This window comes from Microcoleus sp. Pol7_B2 (assembly GCF_036701035.1).
Taxonomy (GTDB): Bacteria; Cyanobacteriota; Cyanobacteriia; order Cyanobacteriales; family Microcoleaceae; genus Microcoleus.
Genome location: NZ_JAUBQB010000003.1, coordinates 18,047 through 38,841 on the forward strand (window position 1 = coordinate 18,047; position 20,795 = coordinate 38,841).

20 protein-coding genes are annotated in these 20,795 nt (G+C 46.2%); 14 read left to right on the top strand and 6 right to left on the bottom strand.

The window, feature by feature from the left end; genetic code table 11:
- Window positions 1-114: 114 nt before the first annotated feature.
- From QUA57_RS01825 to proC, 6 genes are all read left to right on the top strand, one after another.
- Complete coding sequence (locus QUA57_RS01825) at window positions 115-1,113, top strand: energy-coupling factor transporter transmembrane protein EcfT (RefSeq protein WP_333059105.1); 999 nt, start codon at window positions 115-117, stop codon at window positions 1,111-1,113.
- Window positions 1,114-1,364: 251 nt separating this feature from the next.
- Entirely contained in the window at window positions 1,365-1,823 is a 459-nt protein-coding gene (acpS, locus tag QUA57_RS01830; RefSeq protein WP_333059107.1) for a holo-ACP synthase, read from the top strand.
- Window positions 1,824-1,865: 42 nt separating this feature from the next.
- Window positions 1,866-2,135 carry a transcriptional coactivator PipX gene (pipX, locus tag QUA57_RS01835; RefSeq protein ID WP_006634205.1) on the top strand — a complete coding sequence of 90 codons (270 nt, stop codon included), beginning with the start codon at window positions 1,866-1,868 and terminating at the stop codon, window positions 2,133-2,135.
- Window positions 2,136-2,207: 72 nt separating this feature from the next.
- Window positions 2,208-2,873, top strand: coding sequence for a YggS family pyridoxal phosphate-dependent enzyme (locus tag QUA57_RS01840; RefSeq protein ID WP_333059108.1), 666 nt, complete (start codon window positions 2,208-2,210; stop codon window positions 2,871-2,873).
- Between the two features lie 117 nt (window positions 2,874-2,990).
- Complete coding sequence (locus tag QUA57_RS01845) at window positions 2,991-3,608, top strand: cell division protein SepF (protein ID WP_006634207.1); 618 nt, start codon at window positions 2,991-2,993, stop codon at window positions 3,606-3,608.
- A gap of 206 nt (window positions 3,609-3,814) precedes the next feature.
- Complete coding sequence (proC, locus tag QUA57_RS01850; RefSeq protein WP_333059109.1) at window positions 3,815-4,660, top strand: pyrroline-5-carboxylate reductase; 846 nt, start codon at window positions 3,815-3,817, stop codon at window positions 4,658-4,660.
- A gap of 36 nt (window positions 4,661-4,696) precedes the next feature.
- Here proC and QUA57_RS01855 read toward each other — a convergent pair whose 3' ends face one another.
- Window positions 4,697-7,120, bottom strand: coding sequence for a protein kinase domain-containing protein (locus QUA57_RS01855; protein WP_333250918.1), 2,424 nt, complete (start codon window positions 7,118-7,120; stop codon window positions 4,697-4,699).
- A gap of 166 nt (window positions 7,121-7,286) precedes the next feature.
- On the opposite strand from QUA57_RS01855, the gene QUA57_RS01860 reads away from it, so the two are divergent.
- Window positions 7,287-8,108, top strand: coding sequence for a calcium-binding protein (locus QUA57_RS01860; protein ID WP_333059111.1), 822 nt, complete (start codon window positions 7,287-7,289; stop codon window positions 8,106-8,108).
- A gap of 105 nt (window positions 8,109-8,213) precedes the next feature.
- On the opposite strand, the gene plsY is transcribed toward QUA57_RS01860, so the two are convergent.
- The 4 genes from plsY to QUA57_RS01880 form a co-directional block, all read right to left on the bottom strand.
- Window positions 8,214-8,894 (bottom strand): glycerol-3-phosphate 1-O-acyltransferase PlsY, encoded by a 681-nt coding sequence (gene plsY, locus QUA57_RS01865; RefSeq protein WP_333059114.1) that lies wholly within the window; start codon window positions 8,892-8,894, stop codon window positions 8,214-8,216.
- A gap of 113 nt (window positions 8,895-9,007) precedes the next feature.
- Window positions 9,008-10,339, bottom strand: coding sequence for a DUF3086 domain-containing protein (locus QUA57_RS01870; protein WP_333059115.1), 1,332 nt, complete (start codon window positions 10,337-10,339; stop codon window positions 9,008-9,010).
- A gap of 58 nt (window positions 10,340-10,397) precedes the next feature.
- Window positions 10,398-10,790, bottom strand: a complete 393-nt coding sequence (locus QUA57_RS01875; RefSeq protein WP_333036744.1) for a DUF3119 family protein — start codon at window positions 10,788-10,790, stop codon at window positions 10,398-10,400.
- Window positions 10,791-10,853: 63 nt separating this feature from the next.
- Complete coding sequence (locus QUA57_RS01880) at window positions 10,854-11,648, bottom strand: MlaE family lipid ABC transporter permease subunit (RefSeq protein ID WP_333059116.1); 795 nt, start codon at window positions 11,646-11,648, stop codon at window positions 10,854-10,856.
- 186 nt (window positions 11,649-11,834) lie between these two features.
- Here QUA57_RS01880 and QUA57_RS01885 point away from each other — a divergent pair, with 186 nt between their 5' ends.
- Window positions 11,835-12,122, top strand: a complete 288-nt coding sequence (locus QUA57_RS01885; protein WP_333036740.1) for a hypothetical protein — start codon at window positions 11,835-11,837, stop codon at window positions 12,120-12,122.
- Window positions 12,123-12,167: 45 nt separating this feature from the next.
- On the opposite strand, the gene QUA57_RS01890 is transcribed toward QUA57_RS01885, so the two are convergent.
- Window positions 12,168-12,377, bottom strand: a complete 210-nt coding sequence (locus QUA57_RS01890) for a hypothetical protein (RefSeq protein ID WP_333059117.1) — start codon at window positions 12,375-12,377, stop codon at window positions 12,168-12,170.
- A 240-nt stretch (window positions 12,378-12,617) separates the two neighbouring features.
- On the opposite strand from QUA57_RS01890, the gene QUA57_RS01895 reads away from it, so the two are divergent.
- The 6 genes from QUA57_RS01895 (at window position 12,618) to QUA57_RS01920 (ending at window position 20,685) form a co-directional block, all read left to right on the top strand.
- Window positions 12,618-13,061: an Hsp20/alpha crystallin family protein gene (locus QUA57_RS01895; RefSeq protein ID WP_333036736.1), complete on the top strand. Its 444-nt coding sequence runs from the start codon at window positions 12,618-12,620 to the stop codon at window positions 13,059-13,061.
- Window positions 13,062-13,330: 269 nt separating this feature from the next.
- On the top strand, window positions 13,331-13,693 hold the full coding sequence (locus tag QUA57_RS01900) for a hypothetical protein (RefSeq protein WP_333059119.1): 363 nt from the start codon (window positions 13,331-13,333) through the stop codon (window positions 13,691-13,693).
- Window position 13,694: 1 nt separating this feature from the next.
- On the top strand, window positions 13,695-14,084 hold the full coding sequence (locus QUA57_RS01905; protein WP_333059120.1) for a hypothetical protein: 390 nt from the start codon (window positions 13,695-13,697) through the stop codon (window positions 14,082-14,084).
- A gap of 347 nt (window positions 14,085-14,431) precedes the next feature.
- Window positions 14,432-14,833: a fasciclin domain-containing protein gene (locus QUA57_RS01910; RefSeq protein WP_333059121.1), complete on the top strand. Its 402-nt coding sequence runs from the start codon at window positions 14,432-14,434 to the stop codon at window positions 14,831-14,833.
- Between the two features lie 203 nt (window positions 14,834-15,036).
- Window positions 15,037-20,142, top strand: a complete 5,106-nt coding sequence (locus QUA57_RS01915) for a PAS domain S-box protein (RefSeq protein WP_333059122.1) — start codon at window positions 15,037-15,039, stop codon at window positions 20,140-20,142.
- Window positions 20,143-20,457: 315 nt separating this feature from the next.
- Complete coding sequence (locus QUA57_RS01920; RefSeq protein ID WP_190656515.1) at window positions 20,458-20,685, top strand: hypothetical protein; 228 nt, start codon at window positions 20,458-20,460, stop codon at window positions 20,683-20,685.
- Window positions 20,686-20,795 lie beyond the last annotated feature (110 nt).

Sequence of the window (20,795 nt, forward strand, 5' to 3'; positions counted from 1 at the left end):
TTTTTTCTATTCTCTTCCTTCTCTTCCTTCTTGGCGTCCTTCGCGTCTTCGCGGTTCAATAAATTAGTATTATTAATAATCGACAATCTAAAATCTAAAATCTAAAATCCCCAGATGGACTTACTTCGATCGCTCCCCATAGGACTTTACCTAGAACAACCAGTAACCTGGCTTCACAGGCTAGACTCCCGCGTAAAATTAGCTTGGTTGATGACATTTCTGATTGCACCAATACTCGCCAATCCCATCTGGCGGTTGATGCTAGTAGGAATGTTAATCTTACTGACACTAACAGCAGCAATTCCCTTGCGCGTGTGGAAACAGCAAATGGGAATGCTGCTGCTATTCTGCCTATTAGTATTTTGCCTCAGCGCGATCGCCCCCGACGGACTCCCCGCAGAACACCAGCCCCGCATCCCCGCCGACGAATTAACCTTTTCCCAACAGCCGGCAACCCTTCGGGCCCCTCAAAAGCCCAAACGCTGGTACCAATCTTTTAACTTAGGCTCAAACTCCCCAATCCCCAATAATCCCAAAGCCCAAAGCCCAAATCAACTCCCCCAACCCACAAACTACCGTTACGTTGTATTCAAACAAGGCCCGATTAAAATCACCCGCAAATCCCTAGATTTAGCTATCAACGTCAGCACCCTATTTTTCACAGTAATTTACAGCACCAACCTCTACCTTCTCACCACAGCCAGCGAAGAAATTACCGCAGCGATTGAAAACTTAATGCAGCCTCTGCGCCGCTTGAACTGGCCTGTTACCGAAATAGCCTTAACATTAACTTTATCTTTGCGGTTCATTCCCCTAGTATTGGAAGAAATACAAAATTTAGTGCGATCGGTCAGAACCCGAGCGATAAACTGGAAAAAACTCGGATTTCGCAGCGCCGCTCAAGTGTGGTTGATGATAGCGGAGCGGCTGTTAGAAAACTTACTCCTGCGAGCTGAACAAATAGCCAGCGCGATGAAAGTTCGCGGCTTCACCAGTCCCGATCGACACCGTGTAGAATGGCACCAATTGCAATTGAAAATCCGAGATTGGATCGCCCTCGGATGCTTGATCGTCCTCTGGAGCGCCCGCTTCGTTTGGGGTTGGGACAGTTGAGATTTGAGATTTGAGATTTGAGATTGATTGATTGATTGATTGATTGATTAGATTTGAGATTGAAGAATTGGGAAGGACTGATTCGAGTTTCAGATATCGGGGCTCTTCACGAGGGATTGGCCCTACAAGAGAATGAAACAGCCCTGGATTCGAGCGGGGTTTGGAGGACGAGCCGACATTTGAGTAAGTTTTGTCTGGTACGCGACAGTCCTGCTAAAGTAATGGAGACAAATATTTAGAGAACCAAGACCTTGAACATCTATCTTGGGACAGATATCGTATATGTTCCGCGCATACAAGCCGCATTAGACCGGTTTGGCGATCGCTTCCTCGAAAAAGTTTACACGCCCGCCGAACAAAGGGATTGCGGGCAACTAAATTCTCAACACAGCAGCATTAAAGGTAAAATGAATCGAGTTTCCTGCAACCAACTAGCGGGGCGCTGGGCAGCAAAAGAAGCCGTTGTCAAAGCTCTAGGCACGGGATGGCGGGGAATACGGTATGCAGATGTGGAAATTCGGCGCTCCGAAAACGGTGCTCCCAATGTGCAACTGCACGGAACCGCAGCAGCACAAGCCTCTGTTTGGGGAAATTGCCAGTGGCAATTGAGCCTCAGCCACGACGGAGACTATTGCACGGCTACGGCGATCGCCCTTTGTAGCCCCCCGTCAAACAACGCCGTCGGGCGATCGAGTGAAACTAAAATCTAAAATCTAAATCTTTAATCTAAAATTGATCGATTGTGAGCGTGAATGACTACCGAAACTTACCTGAATCATCCAAACTTTGGCCTCCTCTTCAGGGTATCCCAGGTTGAAGACAGCCAAGAATTATTTACCACCCTATACGCCCAGCGCCTGTTTTTTTTGGTGACAAACGGCCCTGGCGGGCTGAGATTTGAACCAATCAGCCGATCCGACGCTCGCCTCATGGTCGAAATTCGCCTGCGAACCCTGCGTCGCAGCGGTCAATATCAAGAGTACGACCAATTGCAGACCATTCACCAGCGCACGTTTCAATAACGAAAATCAGTAATTTGGTAATTGGTAACTGTCTTAATTTTCATTCCCTCCAGTTCCCAGCGTTGAGTACCCATGACCATAGCCTCTCGAATTAACAGCATTCGCCAACACTTGCCCGAATCAGTTCGGTTAATTGCCGTTACCAAACAGGTACCGACTGATGCTATCCGCGAAGCATACGACGCCGGTATCCGGGATTTTGGCGAGAGTAAGGTTCAAGAGACTGCCGAAAAACAAACTCAACTGCAAGATTTGCCGGATATCAACTGGCACTTGATCGGCCACTTGCAAGCCAACAAAGCCGCCAAGGCCTTAGAGCATTTCCAGTGGATTCACTCTCTCGACAATTTAAAACTCGCTCAGCGACTTTCGCGCTTGGCGGGGGAAATGTCCTGCTCTCCCCAAGTCTGCCTGCAAGTCAAAATGTTGCCCGACCCGGACAAATACGGCTGGAGCGTTCCAGAACTGCTGGCCGACCTTCCAGAACTCAGCAAATGTCAGCATATCAAAATTCAAGGTTTGATGACAATTCCTCCGCTGGGATTAGATGACTCGCAAATCCTAGAATTATTTAACAGCACTCACGAACTTGCACAGAAAATCCAGCAGCAAAATTTGCCCTGCATTCAAATGCAGCAGCTATCGATGGGGATGTCGGGGGATTATCATTTGGCAATTCAAGCAGGTGCTACTATGGTACGGCTAGGACAAACCTTATTTGGCTCTAGGAGGGGATAAATAATTGAAATCTTCTAATAAAGACAATTTAGGTTAAATATAGAGTAGTCAGCCGCCCGCGACTAACGCGCAACGCGAGTATAGTCGGGGCAGCCAAGTCGTGAAGGAGCGTGAATCATGAATATTTTTTCTAAACTGCGAGATTTTGTAGGCATCAACAATGAGCCTGAGTACGATGACGTTTACGACGAAACGGAAGGGGAGCGCTATCAGAACTTCTACCAAGCGCCTGAACCGAACCCCGCTGCCGTCGCAGCAGCAGAAGAAGAACGTCGTCAAAATCGTAGAATGCGGGAGCGGTCAGTAGTAGGATCGACAGGTATGGATGTCGTTGCACCAACCGGCGGAGTAGGGTCAGTAATGAATAACGTGATAGGAATGCCTGGAGCTATGAACGGGATTTCGGAAGTAGTAGTAATGGAGCCGCGCACTTTTGAAGAGATGCCGGCAGCAATTCGAGCCCTTAAGGAACGGAAGTCTGTGGTTTTGAACCTGACGGTGATGGACCCAGACCAAGCGCAAAGAGCTGTGGACTTTGTGGCGGGCGGTACTTATGCCCTAGACGGTCATCAAGAGCGAATTGGTGAAAGTATTTTCTTGTTTACGCCTAGCTGCGTGCAGGTGAGAACTCAGTCTGGTGTGGTTCACGAAGTTCCTCCTGCTCAAGGACGCCCTCGTCCTGCTGCTCCTGCACCAACAGTCTGGCCGGCAGAACAAGCTCCAATCGCTCAGTAGTCAGTAGTTAGTAGTCAGTTGACAGTGGTGAGTAGTCAGTAGTCAGTAGTCAGTAGTTAGTAGTCAGTAGTCAATAGTTAACAACTAATAACTGTGGAATAAACACTGCGGATTAATAACATTAGCTAACAACTAAGTAACCAATGACAACTGACAACTGACAACTGACAACTGACAACTCAAAAGTGACAAGTGACAACTGACTAATGACTAACATAAAATTTGGTACGATCGGAGGCGGGGTAATGGGAGAGGCTCTCTTATCCCGCTTAATTGCACAAAAAGTTTATTTGCCTTCAGAAATCTTGGTGAGCGACCCACAACTTCAACGTCGCCAATTTTTGACTGAAACCTACGGGATTGGAACAACAGCCAGCAATCTAGAAGTTGCTGCCGCTACAGAAGTGCTGTTTTTGGCGATTAAACCGCAAGTTTTTGATACGGTAGCTTTGGAGTTGGCCGTGGCGGCCGATCGCAAACAGGGAAATAATGGAGAAACGGCTAATTCCCAGCCAGAAGCGCTGGTAGTGTCGATTTTGGCAGGAGTGCCACTGAGCAAGCTAGAACCCGCGTTCCCAGGGCGGGGAGTGCTGCGGGTGATGCCGAATACTCCGGCCACGGTAGGAGCGGGAATGAGCGCTATCGCCCCGGGAAAACTTGTTCAACCGGCTGATTTAGAATTGGTAAAGCGCATCTTTCAGGCCGTAGGAGAAGTGGTAGAAGTACCTGAGAGTATGCTCGATGCGGTGACAGGGCTTTCCGGTTCCGGGCCTGGTTATGTAGCAGTTTTAATTGAAGCCTTGACAGATGGCGGAGTTTGTGCTGGGCTGCCACGGGCGATCGCCTCTCAATTAGCTTTGCAAACAGTATTCGGTACGGCAAAGTTATTGCAAGAAACGGGAATGCACCCAGCAGAATTGAAAGATCGAGTTACGAGTCCCGGCGGCACAACTATTGCGGGAATTGCTAAATTAGAGAGTAACGGCTTTCGTTCTGCACTAATCGAAGCAGTGAAAGCAGCTTGTTTGCGTTCTCAAGAATTGGGCAAATAAGTTAGGAATAACGCACAGAAACAATCATAAACGAGTTCAATCGCACTTTAAACCTGCCGCTTTTGCCGTCCGATATTTGACGGGAACAAAAGCTACACCAAACTGTTCTTTTCCACACTTGACAATATGCACTAACTCGGGTTGAAAATTTTGGCGATCGCCGTTCGCATCAAACTCAATATTTCCGGTTGCTCCTGTGGCGCTAAAATTCGGACTCGCAATAGTTTTCTGCATCCCTTCGCGACTGGGTTGCTGTTGCATTTCTATTGCTTTAATTAGCGTCCGAGTTGCATCGTAGGTTAAAGCAGTGCGGTGGTTGACGTTTCCTCCCCAAAGCTTTCGAGCATTATCGGCAAATGTGCGGTTGGGAGCAGTTAAAGGATGCCAAGAGGATGATGTCACCAGTTTCTCAAAAGACGGTAACTGGGAAGCGGTTTCTAAGGTTTTCTGGCTATAGATTCCCCCGGTTCCCACTACCCAATTGCGATCGCCATTGGCTTTAATAAGTGCCATTGCATTTTTGACTGCATCCGGGACATGACTCGTAGTTAAGACGATCGCTGTTTTATCACTGCGTTCGACTTCTTGTAATGCTAGTTCAACATTGAAATTTTTCTTACACAAATCGAATTCAGTGATGCTAAAAATATTTCCTCCTGCTTGTCTAAACTGTTTTCTGAATTCTTCCCACAATGAAGAAGTAGCTTGAATCTCAGGACAGTAGAAACCCACCGCTTTTTTCTGACCTGCCTTTTCACTCAGATACTTTTTGAAAGCTTCAGCAGTAATTTGATTTATAGGGACAGTGCGAAAGAAAAACTTCCGAGGTTTTTCTGTTAATTGTTCAGTTGTACTCCCAGGCGAAATTAAGACCAAGTGATCTTTGTCATAAATATCGACTGTATGCACAGTCATCTTGCTAGTATAGTGACCGACGACACCCAAAATCTCGGTTTGCTTGACGAGTGAAGAGGCCCTAGCTTGTGCCTCTGCTTTCAGATTGGCATCGTCAGCGATAATGACTCTAATACCCTTGCCATTAATGTCTTTACCTGGTAAAAAATCTTGACCTGGAAAGTCGTTATTGCGCTCGGAATTAAAAAGTCCTAGATTGACTTCTGTTTGGGCGTGGGCTATGCCGCGCAGCATTTCTTTAGCCAAATCAGAATTGACAGTACCTCCTTCGGTGTTGCTGATGGGAACGGCAACTGCAATGGTGTAATAATCAGCTTTTTTCACCTTCAAAAGGGCATTATTCAGGTAAATTAAAGTTTCTGGATCTTTGCGTTCTTCTTCGTTCCACGATTGTTTAAATAAATTAAATGCTGATTGATAGTTGGTAGTAAAAAAATCATTAATTCCCCGTTGTTTTAAGCGAGGACTAGATGTTTTTATCAGGATTTCCTCGCCACAACTCACAGCATCTCCCTGGATTAAAGGACAAGTTTGAGGTGTGAAAATTTTGTGTATTAAAAATGCTGCTAGCCCGAGGCATCCTGCGATCGCGATCGGCAAGCAGACTCTCAATGTATCTTGCCATTGGCGTTTAGGCTTCGGCAGCAGAGGTTGTTGTGAAGGGGGGGCAGGTGAGTGCAACGCTGTTAGCGAGATCAAATCCTGCAACACTTCAGCAACAGATTGGTAGCGATCGTTAAAGTGGTAGCGCACCATCTTATTTAAAACTTTTTTCAGCTTGTCGCTAATTTGTACCATCGGGCGATCGTCAGTTGAGTAGTGCCAGACGAGTTCCCCAGTTTTTTTATCATGAAAAAAGTCTTCAATATCTAACCCTGCGATCGCTTGAATGCCGATGATTCCCGCAGCATAGATATCGCTGTTAAATCTTGGTTGATTTTTCCACTGTTCGGCTGGCATATAACCGTCTGTACCGATGACGCGAGTTTGAGTTATTTGACCGTTCTCGATCGCCAAAGTGCCGATCGCTTTTACTGCCCCAAAGTCAATTAACACAATTTTGCCGTCAAGCTGGCGCCGGATTAAGTTTGACGGTTTCAGATCGCGGTGAATAATACCTTGAGAGTGGACGCAATTTAAAACTGACAAAATATCTTGCAATAAATCAATAACTTCTGACTCCTGAAACTGCCTGAGAGATGCAAGTTCTTTGTTGAGCGGATTTCCTTCGATGTATTCTTGAATTAAGTAAAATTTTCCCTGTTCTTGAAAGCGATCGATTAACTTGGGAATCTGCGGACACTTATCGAGATACTTCAGGGTTTTAGCTTCTTTTTCAAATTGGTGCTGTGCTTCCTCCAACAGCCGCTCATCGTTAGATTCAGGAGGCGGAATTTCCTTGACGACGCACAGGGGATTTTCGGGGCTGCCCAAAGCGTCGTTAGCCGTATAGGTTTTAGCAAACCCTCCCTCACCTAATTTAGCGATAATTCGGTAGCGATCGCGCAGAATATCCCCTGGATTCAGACACCTAAATTGTTCCATCCCCTTAACTCGCTGCACTCGTTGGTGTCGAGCGTACCACAAATATGACTTTTATGAACTCAAAGTTATGACTTTTATGAACTCAAAGTTATGAATATATGAATTGATTTTGAGAGTGGCTTATTTAATAATCTTGGCATCTGAAATTTTAGGGACAAAATATTTTATGGCTTTACAAAGAGACCCATCAGGAGTGCCTCGCTTAGTTGGCGACAATACATCTGAATCTGTTGAGTTATCCCTCGCTAATTCCCGATTCGGAGGTGTAACTAATTTCCCCTCGGGAGTATGGATGCTCGGAGGTGACGATTCAGTCATAGGCTCAACAGCTAGCGATTTGGTTTATGGCAATGAAGGGGAAGATATTATCAGAGGGAATTTTGGCAACGATTCTTTATTTGGGGGAAGAGGGAAAGACGCAATAATTGGAGTGGAGGGAAACGACTCTATAAACGGAGGTCAAGATGCAGATGCACTTACGGGTGACATTGGAAATGATATTTTATTGGGAGGTAAAGGCAATGATTTTTTAGTCAGCGGTAGCGGAAATGACACTCTGGTGGGAGGTTTGGATCGCGACATTTTAGCAGGTCTGGGTGATAATGGTTCAATCAAAATCGGGGGGAGCAACTTGTACGTCCTCCAAGCAGAACCCGGAGTTAGAGATGTCAATAATGCCGATATCATTGCAAATTTCAGACCCGCTTTCGATAAAATTGGATTAGCAGACGGTTTGACTGTGAATGATATAGTGTTGGAAAACTTGACAAATGTGTCCCTTACAATACAGTTAGAATTTCCGCAAGCTGCCGCTTCTTTTGCCCCGCCAGGGCTATCAAATGTATTTCAACCCCAATCGTTCGTGACTTCAGGAACTCTCGTCAAAGTAAGAAATTCAGGAGATTTAATCGGTTTTGTTGATGGTGTAACGCCTGCTCAACTGCAAAACAGCATTCTAAACAGCATTATCTCGGTTCAGGGATTCTAAGCTGTAGAAGGCGCTGCCAAGCCTCCTGCAAGAGCTTAAATCGAAGATTGGACAGAGAAATGGTAGTCTGCAACCAGGGGTACAACAATACTACCGAACTACCGATCAATCGCTAGCTGCTGTTTCCAATTTCTCTCCAATCCTCGGTTCCGTACCATTCAACAGGCGCTGAATATTGCTCCGATGCCGCACAATTACAAACACACCGCCCGCAATTCCAAACAATACATAAGCCAGCGGCTGATGTAAAGCAAACATCAATCCAGCAACGCTAATTGCTCCGACAATCGAGCTTAAAGAAACAATTCGCGACACCGCAAATACTATTCCAAAAATTCCGAAAGTTCCCAAACCAACAGGCCAGTACAAACCAAGCAAAACTCCCAAACTCGTAGCCACAGATTTACCGCCGGTAAACCCCAGCCAAATAGATTTGCTGTGGCCCAAAACAGCAGAGAAACCCGCCCAAGTTGCCATCCAAGGGATGACAGTTGCAGTATTTTCTAAACCTGCAGCGGTTGCTAGCTGGCTGGTAAAAGTGAGAGAGTAAATGTAGCGGATTAGGACGATCGCACTTACCCCCTTCAACACGTCAACCAGCAACACCCCCAACCCCGGCCACTTACCCAAAGTCCTCAGTACGTTAGTCGCACCAGTCGAACCCGAACCAACCTCTCGAATATCAATTCCTAGCATCCATTTCCCCAAGGCGTAACCAGTAGGAATCGATCCCAGCAGATAAGCTGCTATTAGCAATGCGCCATTTAAAATTATCCAGCTAGCCATTTTTAAATTTGAGATTTCGTGTACTTTTAAAATTTGCAACCTTTCCCCTAGCATAATTAGCAATTAGCAATTACTCATTAGCAATTACCAATTAGCAATTACCAATTACCAAATCAAAAATCCTTAGCAGCCATCAAAGTTTGCGGATCGGCAGCAAAGGCCAGCCATAGCGGAAATTGCAGGATTGACAAACTAATTAAATCCTCAGTTTCATCAATGACAATTAGCGGCAATTTGCCATCTTTCACCAGTCGATCGGCTTTTTGAGCCAAAGCTTCCGCCGACTCAAACATAATAATCCCCCTTTCCGGGCCAAAATCGCTGCGAGTAATGCCCAAACAGTCCTGCAAACCCCGGCGCCACTCTCCCAAACGTTCGGGACTGTTGGCGAGCACCAAAGTCCGCACCCGTCCACCGTAGACGCTTCTGAGTACAGAAATAATAGTCGAAGTAATCAAGATATTTTGCAAGCGCGAGCCCATAGTCCGCAAAGCACCCCTTCCTCCTTGGGTGAAAAACCAGTTAGAAACTCGTTCCGCGTGGATGGGTTCAAAAGTGCGGCGGAGTTGCCAAGGCGGGCCGTAGTAGTCGGGGACAGTGCGATATTGGTCGAGGGTGCGGCGAATTTGTTTGGCTTGTTCTTGAAATCCCTGTTCGGCAAATTTGGGATTTACCGGTGCTGAGGATTGAGACTCCTCAGCAGGAATTTGCTTGGGTGTCTCTTGCATCGGTGGGGTCAAATCTAAGAGTTCGGCGGTGGCGGCCAAATCCTGCAAACTGCCTACTAAATAGTCTTTGAAACCCTGGACTCGAATTGCTAAATCTTGGGAAACGCCGGCAAAAGTGGTTCGCATTTCCTTTTGAATTCGATCGCGCCGGCGTTCGAGTTTTTCTACTTCGATTTGTAGCGCTTGTTTGCGCTGATCTAATTGAATCAAGCCGTCTTGTACCAAACGCCCGATCGATGCTTGAGCCTGGCCCAACGCTTCTATAGCATTGGCTTTGTCGGCTTCCAAGGCTGCAATTTTTTCTGTCAAAGCTTGTTCTTGCTGCTGCAATTCTTTGACTCTATCTGCCAACTGTTCGGTAACATTTTCTGGGATGGGCGTTACCATTTCTGCGGTTGCTGTTGGCTGGGAGTCTGTGGGAAGCTCGATTTGAGCGATCGGACTTTCTGATTCGCGATAGTCGGTGTTGGGCAGAATTTGGGCGATTGCGCCTGCTTCGTTCACGAATTCGGCGATTTCGGCATCTTCCTCGCCCACCGGCGGGTCTGTTTCGCCCGGGAGTTGAGCGGCGGACTCCTGAAGCTCGATCGACAAATCCGGTGTTTGAGATGGAAGTTGGTACTCCGTCTCATTCACGGGTAAATTGACTTCGCCGTCAGCGGTGGGCGCGTCTGGTTGTGCTTGCGGTTCTTGGGTTGGAGATTCGTCTGAATTCATGGGAAATTTTGTTCGGCGTGGGCACGGAAAAGTTAAAAATTAAAAATTAACAACTTTTTTAGTCTTGACGGGGACAGCGCTGTTCTAAGCAGGTCTGTAGCATTTTACGATCGAACAGAACCGGCAGAAAGTGAATGCTGTTAATTTCTTTGAAATAGAACAAAATCGGCACAGCGGGCCAAAATATCCGCCAATTTTGCCATTCTCGGTAAGGAAAGCGGCGGATTAAGTTGGACGATCGATAAATGTCCAAATCGGTTGGGGTAAATTGCAGCCGGAGGGTGGCGGTTTGGTACATCAGAAACAAGCCGAACAGCGAAAGTGGCAAACTTGCCCACTTTTGCACGAACAGCAGCGGTAGGGCCGCCAGTACCAGGACTAAGGGAATCGCATAACTCGGAGCGAGTTCGATCGTACTTGTCGGCGCAGTCGAAGAGGCAGTGGTATTCACGGGTTTAAATCAAGGGTAGTAAACGAATGTTGCCGATTATTCATATTTTATCTGTTTCCTAGCTTACAAGCCTTTGAGTACGCTAGATCCCGTCCCCTGAAACATCAGCCAAGTCAGGAAAAAGTTCACAATAAAAATAGCCAGTAAAGCCGTCACCACCGCCGTAGTAGTCGATTGACCGACGCCTTTTGCCCCGCCGGTGGTGGTCAAACCCCAGCTAGTGCCGATTACAGCAATCAAGCCACCGAACACAAAAGCCTTAATTGCCGCGCTGCAAATATCCCACAGACTCAGGAAATTGCGGACTGATTCTAAAAACACGCTTTGAGAGATGCCGTACATTGTCGTAGCAATCAGCAGTCCGCCGACGATGCCGGTGACGAGACACATGATGGTTAAAATTGGCAGCATCAAGCAGCAAGCAAGGACGCGGGGAATTACTAAATAGTCGATCGGGTCTGTTCTGAGCATCAGCAGGGCATCTATCTGTTCTGTTACCTGCATCGTGCCGATTTCCGCTGCAAAAGCCGAACCTACCCGTCCCGTCACGATGACGGCTGTTAAGACGGGGCCGAGCTCGCGAGTCAAAGACAAAGCTAAAACGCCACCGACGACATTGCCGGCCCCGAGGTTAATAAACTCCCTCGCTACCTGGATAGTAAATACCATGCCGACAAAACCCGCAGTCAGCAAAGCAATCAGCAGAGATTCTGGGCCGACTGCTGCCATTTGGTCGATGGTGTTGCGACGGTGAATTTTGCCCTTCAGCAAGTGCAGCATGACTTGGCCGCCCAATAAAATTGCTGCCAGCAACCGCTGACTCCACAAACTGAGGCTCGAAGATGTAGTGGTGCTCAAGGGGATTTCGAGTGTAGAACAACTGCAAAAAATGAAATCTATCTACAAATCTTAAACAAGTTTTTTCTATAACATTTAAGATTTCTGACAGAACTGGCCACTGAGGGCGATCGCTGCCTATCGTAGAAAAGGACAAGTTTTGTTTGCTTGCACCTTTCGGCAGTTTAGCTGAATTTACTGACTCTTATGAGCATTTTTCCCAATTTTCTTCGCTCTGTACTGCTGACCAGCCTGTTGAGCTTTGTCGCTCCCGTATTGTTAATCGGCGCGGGATTGACTAGCTTTTTGCTGATCGGCTTCGTGCCTGCTCTCCAAGGAGTTGGTCGTTCTGGAGAAGACATGATTTTGCAGTTCTTAGCTACTTTCGGCAGCGGCTGTCCCCTCCAGGGCTTTTTCGTCATTGGTCTAACTTTTGGTTTAGTGGGTGCTTTGTTTGATACCTACGCTTCTTATCAGCATTCGCGGTGGAGTTAATTTTGTTTCGTTATATGTCGAATTTAAGATTTTAGGTTGGGAATTCTAAATTAAATCTAAAATCTCAAATTGTTGGGTTCCGATGCGATCGAATACCGCCACCTGCAATGACTTCGCCCACAAACGGATAGTTGCTAGCAGACAGGAGTGGTGGAGAGCCAAAAATTTTAGACCAAAGTTAAAATTTCCCGAGTCATGTGTGGAGTCAATCTCAAATCTCACCTCTCCAACCTCAAATCGGCTGACTTCGCCCAAAAACGGATACTTGAAATTTTAGACTCTTGGTCAAACTTCCAGATTCATCTGTGGAGTCAATCTCAAATCTCAACTCTCCAACCGACTCCCTCAACATTATTGCTCGCAAATGTTCGGTAATGCGATCGGCCTTTTTGCGGAAAACCGAATCCCCCAGTTTCTGGAGCTGGAATATATTAAATACAGGTTGAGTCAAGTGTTTCTCAACCCTAAAAACTTCAGATAGTCGAGGTATTAGTTATGGCACTTATTCGTTGGGAACCTTTGCGGGAAATGGACTCCTTGCAACGAGAAATGAATCGGTTGTTTGATAGCTTGACACCGGCCACCGATCGCGCATCTAACGGTGTTGCTTTTGTACCCCCCGCCGAACTCGATGAAACTCCCGAAGCCATCCACCTTAAATTAGAAGTTCCGGGCATGGAAGCTAAGGATTTGGACGTACAAGTAACCGCAGAAGCTGTTGCTATCAGTGGCGAACGCCGTCTGGAAACTAAGAGTGAAGATAAAGGCATGACTCGCTCTGAGTTCCGCTACGGTTCGTTCCGCCGGGTGATTCCCCTACCCGCACGGGTTCAAAATGACAGCGTAGAAGCTGAGTACAAAAATGGAGTTTTGCACCTGAATTTGCCCAAAGCGGAAGCAGAAAAGAACCGCGTGGTGAAAGTGCAAATCGGCGGCTAATAATTGTTTCCTACTTTAGTTAGTTTTAGTTAATGAGTAGGGGGGCGCAAAGCACCCCCTATTTGTTTTGGGAATTGATAATTGGTCATTGGGAATTGATAATTGGGCCGAAAAGCATTGGCCATTGCGAATTTTAGGAATGATTCTTCCTTTATCCTTTATCCTTCTTCCATCCATTTATCAGTTACATCCGTTACCTCTTCAGAAAGCGAATCCGTTGCCGAACTTCCTTTTTCCGATTCTGCAACTGTGCTAAACTCGAAGAGGCAATGGTTGGTGAGGAGACTTGCGTGCCGAGTCAGGGAGTAGGAGGAAATGGAATTGCATCTGAGTTTGGAGACTTAACCTGGATGACTCGCCAAGAAGTCGATGACTTTTTGCGCGGACTGGGTGCTAAGGTAAAAAGTTCTTCAGGAAATTATGTTGAATACAAATTTTCTGACAGGTCAAAAGTCATAATCCGCACTAATAGTGAAGTTGTTCGCCTGCCAGCACCGCGATATGGCTCAGATGGTAGAAGAATAAACTGGGGTTTGCGTCTTGACAAAGATGGTAGGGTACTCCAAACATGCGATGAATTTGGCAATCAGATTCCTGATACGCACATTCCTGGAGAAAAAGTGAGTAATTAATATGCCTGATGACTACAACTTGCTTAATTTAGGTGGACTTACATCCCTCGTGAAAAATGTCCAGGTGTCTTTGTGGGGGAATGAAGTATTACTGGAATGTATCTACGATCCTACAGGCGATCGATTGCCTTACTCTTTAGTTTTTCAAGACTGCCGAGAAATTATGTGGGAGGTGCATGATGAAGAGGAAGTAAAAGAACCATTAGCTGATTTGATTGGTTTTCATTTGGGTGAAGACGCGCACCGGAAACCAGCTTTAATTCATACGGATATTTTTGAAATTTCAATTTTGTACGGCCGTTTTAGCATACAAAAGGGAGAAAACCTAAATACTGAAGTAGCCGATTTAAAAACAGAGGTTTTGGTATCACAATCGCCAGCAGTCTTGTAACAACTGAAAAGCACCGCGCCGTTAAATTGCCAAGCGGTTAGTAATATTATATCTGGTAAAATAACTATTACAGGACTTACGCACTCCGACTCATCCAAACTTGTTTTTTTACCTAATCTTCGGGTTTTAACGAAGTATTTTCGTAAAAAACCCGGTTTCTGGATCCCCATGCGTAAGTCCTATATTATTAGGTTTGTAGTGAGGACTGAAGTCCTCATCAAAAATCTGAGGATTGAAGTCCTCACTACAAAAGAATTACCAATTTTTCAAAAAAGACAGTAGGTATTGTTGCCCGCCTCAGTTTACGATACTTAATAGAACTTTTTTCCCAGATGAGGTAAAACACAATGCCTGATATTGTTGATATTGCCGTAGGTGCGGGTTCGTTCCAAACCCTCGTAACAGCCGTGCAAGTAGCTAATTTAGTAGACGCGCTCAAAAGTCCGGGCCCTTTTACTGTCTTTGCACCCACTGACGATGCTTTTGCGAAATTGCCGCCAGGAACTATCACAACCCTAGTGCAGAACGTTCCCCAACTCACTAGGATTTTGATGTTTCACGTCGTCTCCGGCAAGTTTATGAAAGCTGATTTGGCAAAACTCGGTTTTGTTACTTCCTTGGAAGGTTCGCTGATTAAAATTGATTGTTCTGACGGTTTTGAGGTGAAAAATGCTACAGTTGTCGCTGCGGATATCGAAGCTGATAACGGTGTGATCCATGTGATCGATAACGTAATTTTAATGGGATAATTTCGCCGTCCAATCTCGCTGCGGGAGCGAACCTGGTGCTTTGCGGTGCCGCTTTGCTCCCGATCGCACGCTTTTTTTTTATCGGTTGAAGGTAATTTCAATATAAAAAAGTTGTTTTTTCGGCGGATGTATTTTAAGATGATTGTTTGAAAAAGTTTAAAAATCAATAATTATAATATAAGCAAACCAGTTTGGTGAGCACTATGCAAATCCTAGCCGCCAGCCTCAAAGCAAAAGTCCGCCAGCGTACCTTGGAACTGCAAGTTCTCAATGAACTTACTGCAAAAGTTCAAGCCGCTCTCAGTGTTGAGGAAATTTGGTCTGCGTGTCTGGCACATCTCGATCGCCTCATTCCCACACAGGCGATCGCAATTTTGACGCTACCGGACGATCAAATATATCTGGAACACTTACAGCCGTTAAGTGCTAGCACCAAAGCCGAAATGGAAGGGCGCTTGCAAGCTGCTCGCGCTGAATGGCTTGCTGGCAATCGGGACTGGGCGCACAACGTCACTCCGCCACCAATTGCTCAGTTTCAGTCTGTCTTGATGGCACCAGCCAACCTGGATGAAAGTGAAGAATTGTTGGGAGTATTTTTCATTGGTGCAGAGCAAGCAACTGCTTTTAATTTGGAACACCTTTGTTTGCTCCACACTGTCGCTCAAATTGGTGCCAAACAGTTAGTAACTTTAGCAGGTCAAACGACCAGTGCCAAGGATAGATTTCCAAATAATTTTGCTCTGGATTCGGAAAGTCAAGAACTATTGTTGCGGGCTGTAATGGACGAGGCTCCGGACAGAGTGTTTGCGAAAGATAGAAACTTTAGATACATTTTTGTCAATCAAAGTTTTGCTGAATGTGTGGGGAAAAATGTTGAGGAAATTATCGGCAAAGATGATATTGAATTAGGGTTTTCAGCCGAATTAGTATTTGGCGATCGCAACAACTCAATTAGGGGCATCCGCGAGGAAGATCGAGCTGTGCTGGCTGGGGAGAGGGTTCGCAATCCCTACCAGGCGATCGTCTTTGAAGGTGGCAAACAGCACGTCTTTGATACGCAAAAAGTGCCGCTGTGCGATGCAGAGGGTAATATATTTGGGGTTTTGGGTTTTTCTAGAGAGATTGGTCAATTGCAGGCCACAGATGAAGCCAGGAATCAAAGCCAAGCCAAACTGCAAAAAATTACTGCTAGCGTACCCGGTACGGTATATCAAATTGACTTGCATCCAGACGGCTCGATGGCCTTCTCGTTTGTGAGCGCGGGCTGCCGAGAATTGTATGAAATAGAACCAGAGGCTGCTCAGCAGGATTTTAATGTAATTGTTGACATGATTCATCCCGAAGATCGAGATGATTTTCTCAACTCGGTGACGCTTTCTGCTGAAAATTTGCAGCCTTGGCGGTGGGAAGGAAGAATTGTCACTCCGTCAGGAAAACTTAAATGGGTGCAAGGAGCTTCCCAGCCGGAATTTCAAGCATCGGGGGAGATAGTTTACTACGGCTTGTTCACGGATATTAGCGGCCGGAAACAAGCTGAACGGAAGCTGCAACTTTATCAACAAATCTTTTTGAAATCCAACGATGCGATCGCGATCCTAGACCCCGAAGGCTATTACTTAGAAACAAATCAAGCTCACACGGCTTTGCTGGGTCACAGCGCGTCAAAATTGTGGGGAAAAACGCCTGCCACTCACATGGGAGAACAGGCATTTATGTCTGTGCTGCAAAGCTTGGCAGAAACAGGGAGTTACCGAGGCGAAATGACCTGTATTAAGGCTATGCAAGCAGGAACAGTTGAGGTGGAGGTTTCGGCTTTTGCGGTTTTAAATGATGCTGGGGATGTAGTTTGCTACGTAAATGTCAAAAGAGACATAACCGAACGCAAGCGAGCTGAGGAAAAACTAAAGCTTTACCGAGAAATATTTTTAAACTCCAATGATGCGATCGTCATTATCGATGCTGACGGGTTTTTCCTCGAACAAAATCGTGCTCACCAAACGCTTTTAGAATACACAGACGCAGAATTAGAAGCAGAAGCTTCGCCGCTGCTTGCGGGGGAGCGCTTTTCGGCAATTGCCCAAAGTTTAGCGAAAACAGGAAGTTTTCGGGGCGAAATTACTAACTGCACTAAAAAAGGCCAGACGCTGGCGATCGACGTTGCAGCATACTCTGTGATTAACAACGCCGACGATGTAATTTGTCATGTCTGCGTCAAGCGCGACATTACCGAACGCAAAAAAGGAGAAGAAGAACGGCAAAAATTTGTGTCGCTGATTGAAAACAGCAGCGATTTTATCGGTATGGCTACCCTGAAAGGCCAAACACTGTTTGTCAACGAAGCCGGACGAAAACTGGTGGGTGTAGAGGATCTTTCGCCAGTGCTTTATACGGAGATATGGGATTATATTGGGCCTTATTTTCAACAGAAATTCAGTCAAGAGATTTTACCAACAATTATCAGTCATGGCCAGTGGCAAGGCGAAGGTCAAATGCAGCACTTGGGCAACGGACAACCCATTGATGTTGTGATGAATGCTTTTCTGGTCAAGCACCCTCAAACCACCGAACCGCTGTGCTTTGCTGCGGTAATTCGCGATGTCACCGAACGCAAGCAAGCTGAGAGAATGCTGCGCGAACAAGCAGAACAAGAACGGCTGGTTTCGGCGATCGCCCAGCGAGTCCGCCAGTCTCTCAACCTGACTCAAACTCTGAGCACTGCTGTACACGAAGTGCGACAGTTGCTGGCAACTGACCGCACGGTAATTTATCGTTTTGAGTCCGAGGAAACAGCGCTGGTTGTTGTGGAATCTGTAGGGGATGATTGGATGCCCCTGCTGGGCAGAAAAGTTCAAAGAACATCCTTTGGGGAAAGTTATGTATGGCTGTACAGTGCAGAAACAATTCAATCAATGGCAGATATTTATACTGCCAATTTGAGCGAGGAACACCGAGATTTACTTGCTAGTTTGCAGGTAAGGGCTAATTTAGTTGTACCAATTTTTATAGGCGATGAAAGTCAGGGGTTGGCAGCAGAATATTCGCCGGAAACTCGAATTGAACTGCCGGGAAGGAGTTTGGAAACGAGTCAAAATCGGTTGTGGGGATTGCTGATTGCCCATCAGTGTAGCGCTCCGCGTGTTTGGACTGATTCTGAGATGGATTTGCTGGGAAGGTTGAGCGTGCAGTTGGCGATCGCCATTCAGCAATCTACTCTTTTTGAACAAGCGCAGCAAGCCCGAGAAGCCGCCCTAGAAGCGTCTAGAATGAAGTCGCTATTTTTAGCAAATATGAGTCACGAAATCCGTACTCCCATGAATGGAGTGATGGGAATGACTGATTTGCTGCTGAAAACGAATCTTACTCCCGAACAGATTGACTTTGTGCAAACGCTGAAACTCAGCGGTCAAAATTTACTCTCCATCATTAACGATATTCTGGATCTCTCCAAACTGGAAGCCGGAGAAATGCGCTTAGAAATACTAGAATTTAACCTGAGTATCTGTATGAATGAAGTGCTGGATTTGTTGGCAACTCCCGCACAAGAAAAAGGTATAGAAGTGGTGGCGCTGATTGACAGCGACGTGCCGGTGCAAATTAAAGGTGATGCAGCGCGGTTGCGGCAAATACTCACTAATTTGATCAACAATGCTATTAAGTTTACAGAAGCAGGAGAAGTTGTAATTGAGGTAGCTAATGCTAGTAATTCTGGGTTATTGGCAGCCAGCGACAATCAGAAAATTTTAGAAAATATCGGAGCGTTAAAAACAGAAAATAATGACTCTATGCTCCTGCTATTTAAAGTCACAGATACAGGGATTGGGATTGCTCCCGAAGACAAAAAAAAGCTGTTTCAATCTTTTACTCAAGTTGATGCCTCTACGACAAGAAAATATGGTGGCACAGGTTTGGGGCTGGCTATTTCTAAGGAGTTGGTGGAGTTAATGGGTGGGCAAATCGGTGTGGAAAGTACCCCTGGCAAAGGCTCGACTTTTTGGTTTACTGTGCCGACTGTTAATGAAAATTTAACTGCTGTCGGCACAGCGTGCGAAGTGAATTTTGAAACGGTGCTGGCAGGGCGAAAAATGTTAGTTGCCAGCGACAAGCCGACAGTGCGAAAAGTGCTAGTGAGAATGGCTGTTTTGTGGGGAATGGAGGTTGAGGAGGTTGAGAACGGTTGGATGACGATCGCATCTATGTACAAAGCTGTCAGCCTTAATTCCCCTTACGATATCGTTTTGGTTGATATTCAGTTGCCGGAAATGGTGGCGGGGAGTCTCGAACGCTTGAGGATTTCTGAGCCTGCAATGCAGCAAACAAAGTGGGTGGTGCTGACTTCAATGACTCAGCTTGCAGAGGCGAAACGCTTGGTAGATAGCGGTTTTAGCGGGTATTTAACTAAACCTGTGAAAGCTCACCGACTATTTGATTGCTTGGCGAATGCGATCGCCCCGATGACGCTGATTGATGAGCCGCTGCCAAATTCAACGTCCAATCGAGCCTCAGCTATTGACAACCGGGACTTAGCAAGTTTAAAGATTTTGTTAGTTGAAGATACTCCAATCAATCAAAAAGTTGGTCTGAATCAACTCAGAGTTTTGGGATGCGCGGCGGATGTGGCCAATAACGGTGCAGAGGCGGTATCTATGGTTGCTCTGAAAAAGTATGACATTGTGTTGATGGACTGTCAGATGCCGGTTTTGGACGGTTACGAAGCAACGCTGCAATTGCGCCGCCTAGAAGCGGCAGATGTTGCTGCTGGGAAGATGCAGCCGCATCAAAAGACGGTGGTGATTGCGATGACGGCGAATGCTTTGAAGGGCGATCGGGAAAAGTGTCTGGCGGCGGGCATGGACGATTATATTAGCAAACCTATTGCGATTGAAAAGTTAAAATCGGTACTAGAAAATTGGTCCGCCAAGCTAAAAATTGAAACTCCCAAGTTTAAGGGCGAGGAACTTCAAAATTCTGAGCCCGATATCGAATCGCTAGTCGATATGGCACGTCTGCACGAAATTTCGGGCGCTGATTTAGAGTTTGAGCGGGAAATACTGCAAGCTTTTGTGGTGGATACTGGTAGTTATTTAGAAGCTGCTAAGGAGGCGATTGCTTCGGGAGATATGGAGACACTCGCCCGCCACGCTCATCAAATTAAAGGTGTCAGCGCTACGGCGGCCGTGCGGTTAATGCCCGACATGGCAGATCAGCTTCAAAGTCGGGCTGAATCTAATGATTTGGAGGGGGCTACAAGAATCATCGCTGAATTAGAAATAATTCTGGCGGGGGTTGAAAAGTTGGTGGCTAGTGAGTAATCAATCAATTTTGTTTTGAACCGGGCTCTCCAGCCCGATCGCGGACGGCTCTTGGCAGCCCCGCGATCGCTCGCTTGTAAAGATTTTTAATCTTTTATCAAGATATTTATCTCAATGTGAAGGAATTGGGAACTCTTATAACATCTTGTGTGTTGTAACTTATGACACTACTGTATTAAGTTAATGTGGTCAAATATAAAATAATCATTAAGCCGATCGACATAAGGGTGCTTTTCGTCTATCGGCTTGAGACACCAAGACCCGCTTTTCGCTATCCCCGCCCATTAAGTGCGTATTTACGCTCAACGAGGTTTTATGACTCCAGTCATGTTACGCCAACTCTGGTCATTAATTGAGACCACCCAAGCTACTCTGTTAGTCAATTTAGACGATGCGACCTTGGTACAGTGGCTGCTAAAGCAGTTAAAAACGAACTCTGCGCTTAATGGCAAAGAAGCAGATGTGTTGGACGAATACATCCAGTCTCGGCTTTCCCTAATCCGCGATTTAGCTGAGCAGCGGCTCGCACCAGAGCTACTGTGAGCGGATTCAATCAAAATCGGATAAATATTCCAGGGAAGGGCCATGAGCCCTTGCGCTGGGCAGAAATAGCAGAAAAGAAACCGGGTTTCAAGGATAAATCTTAGGTTTGA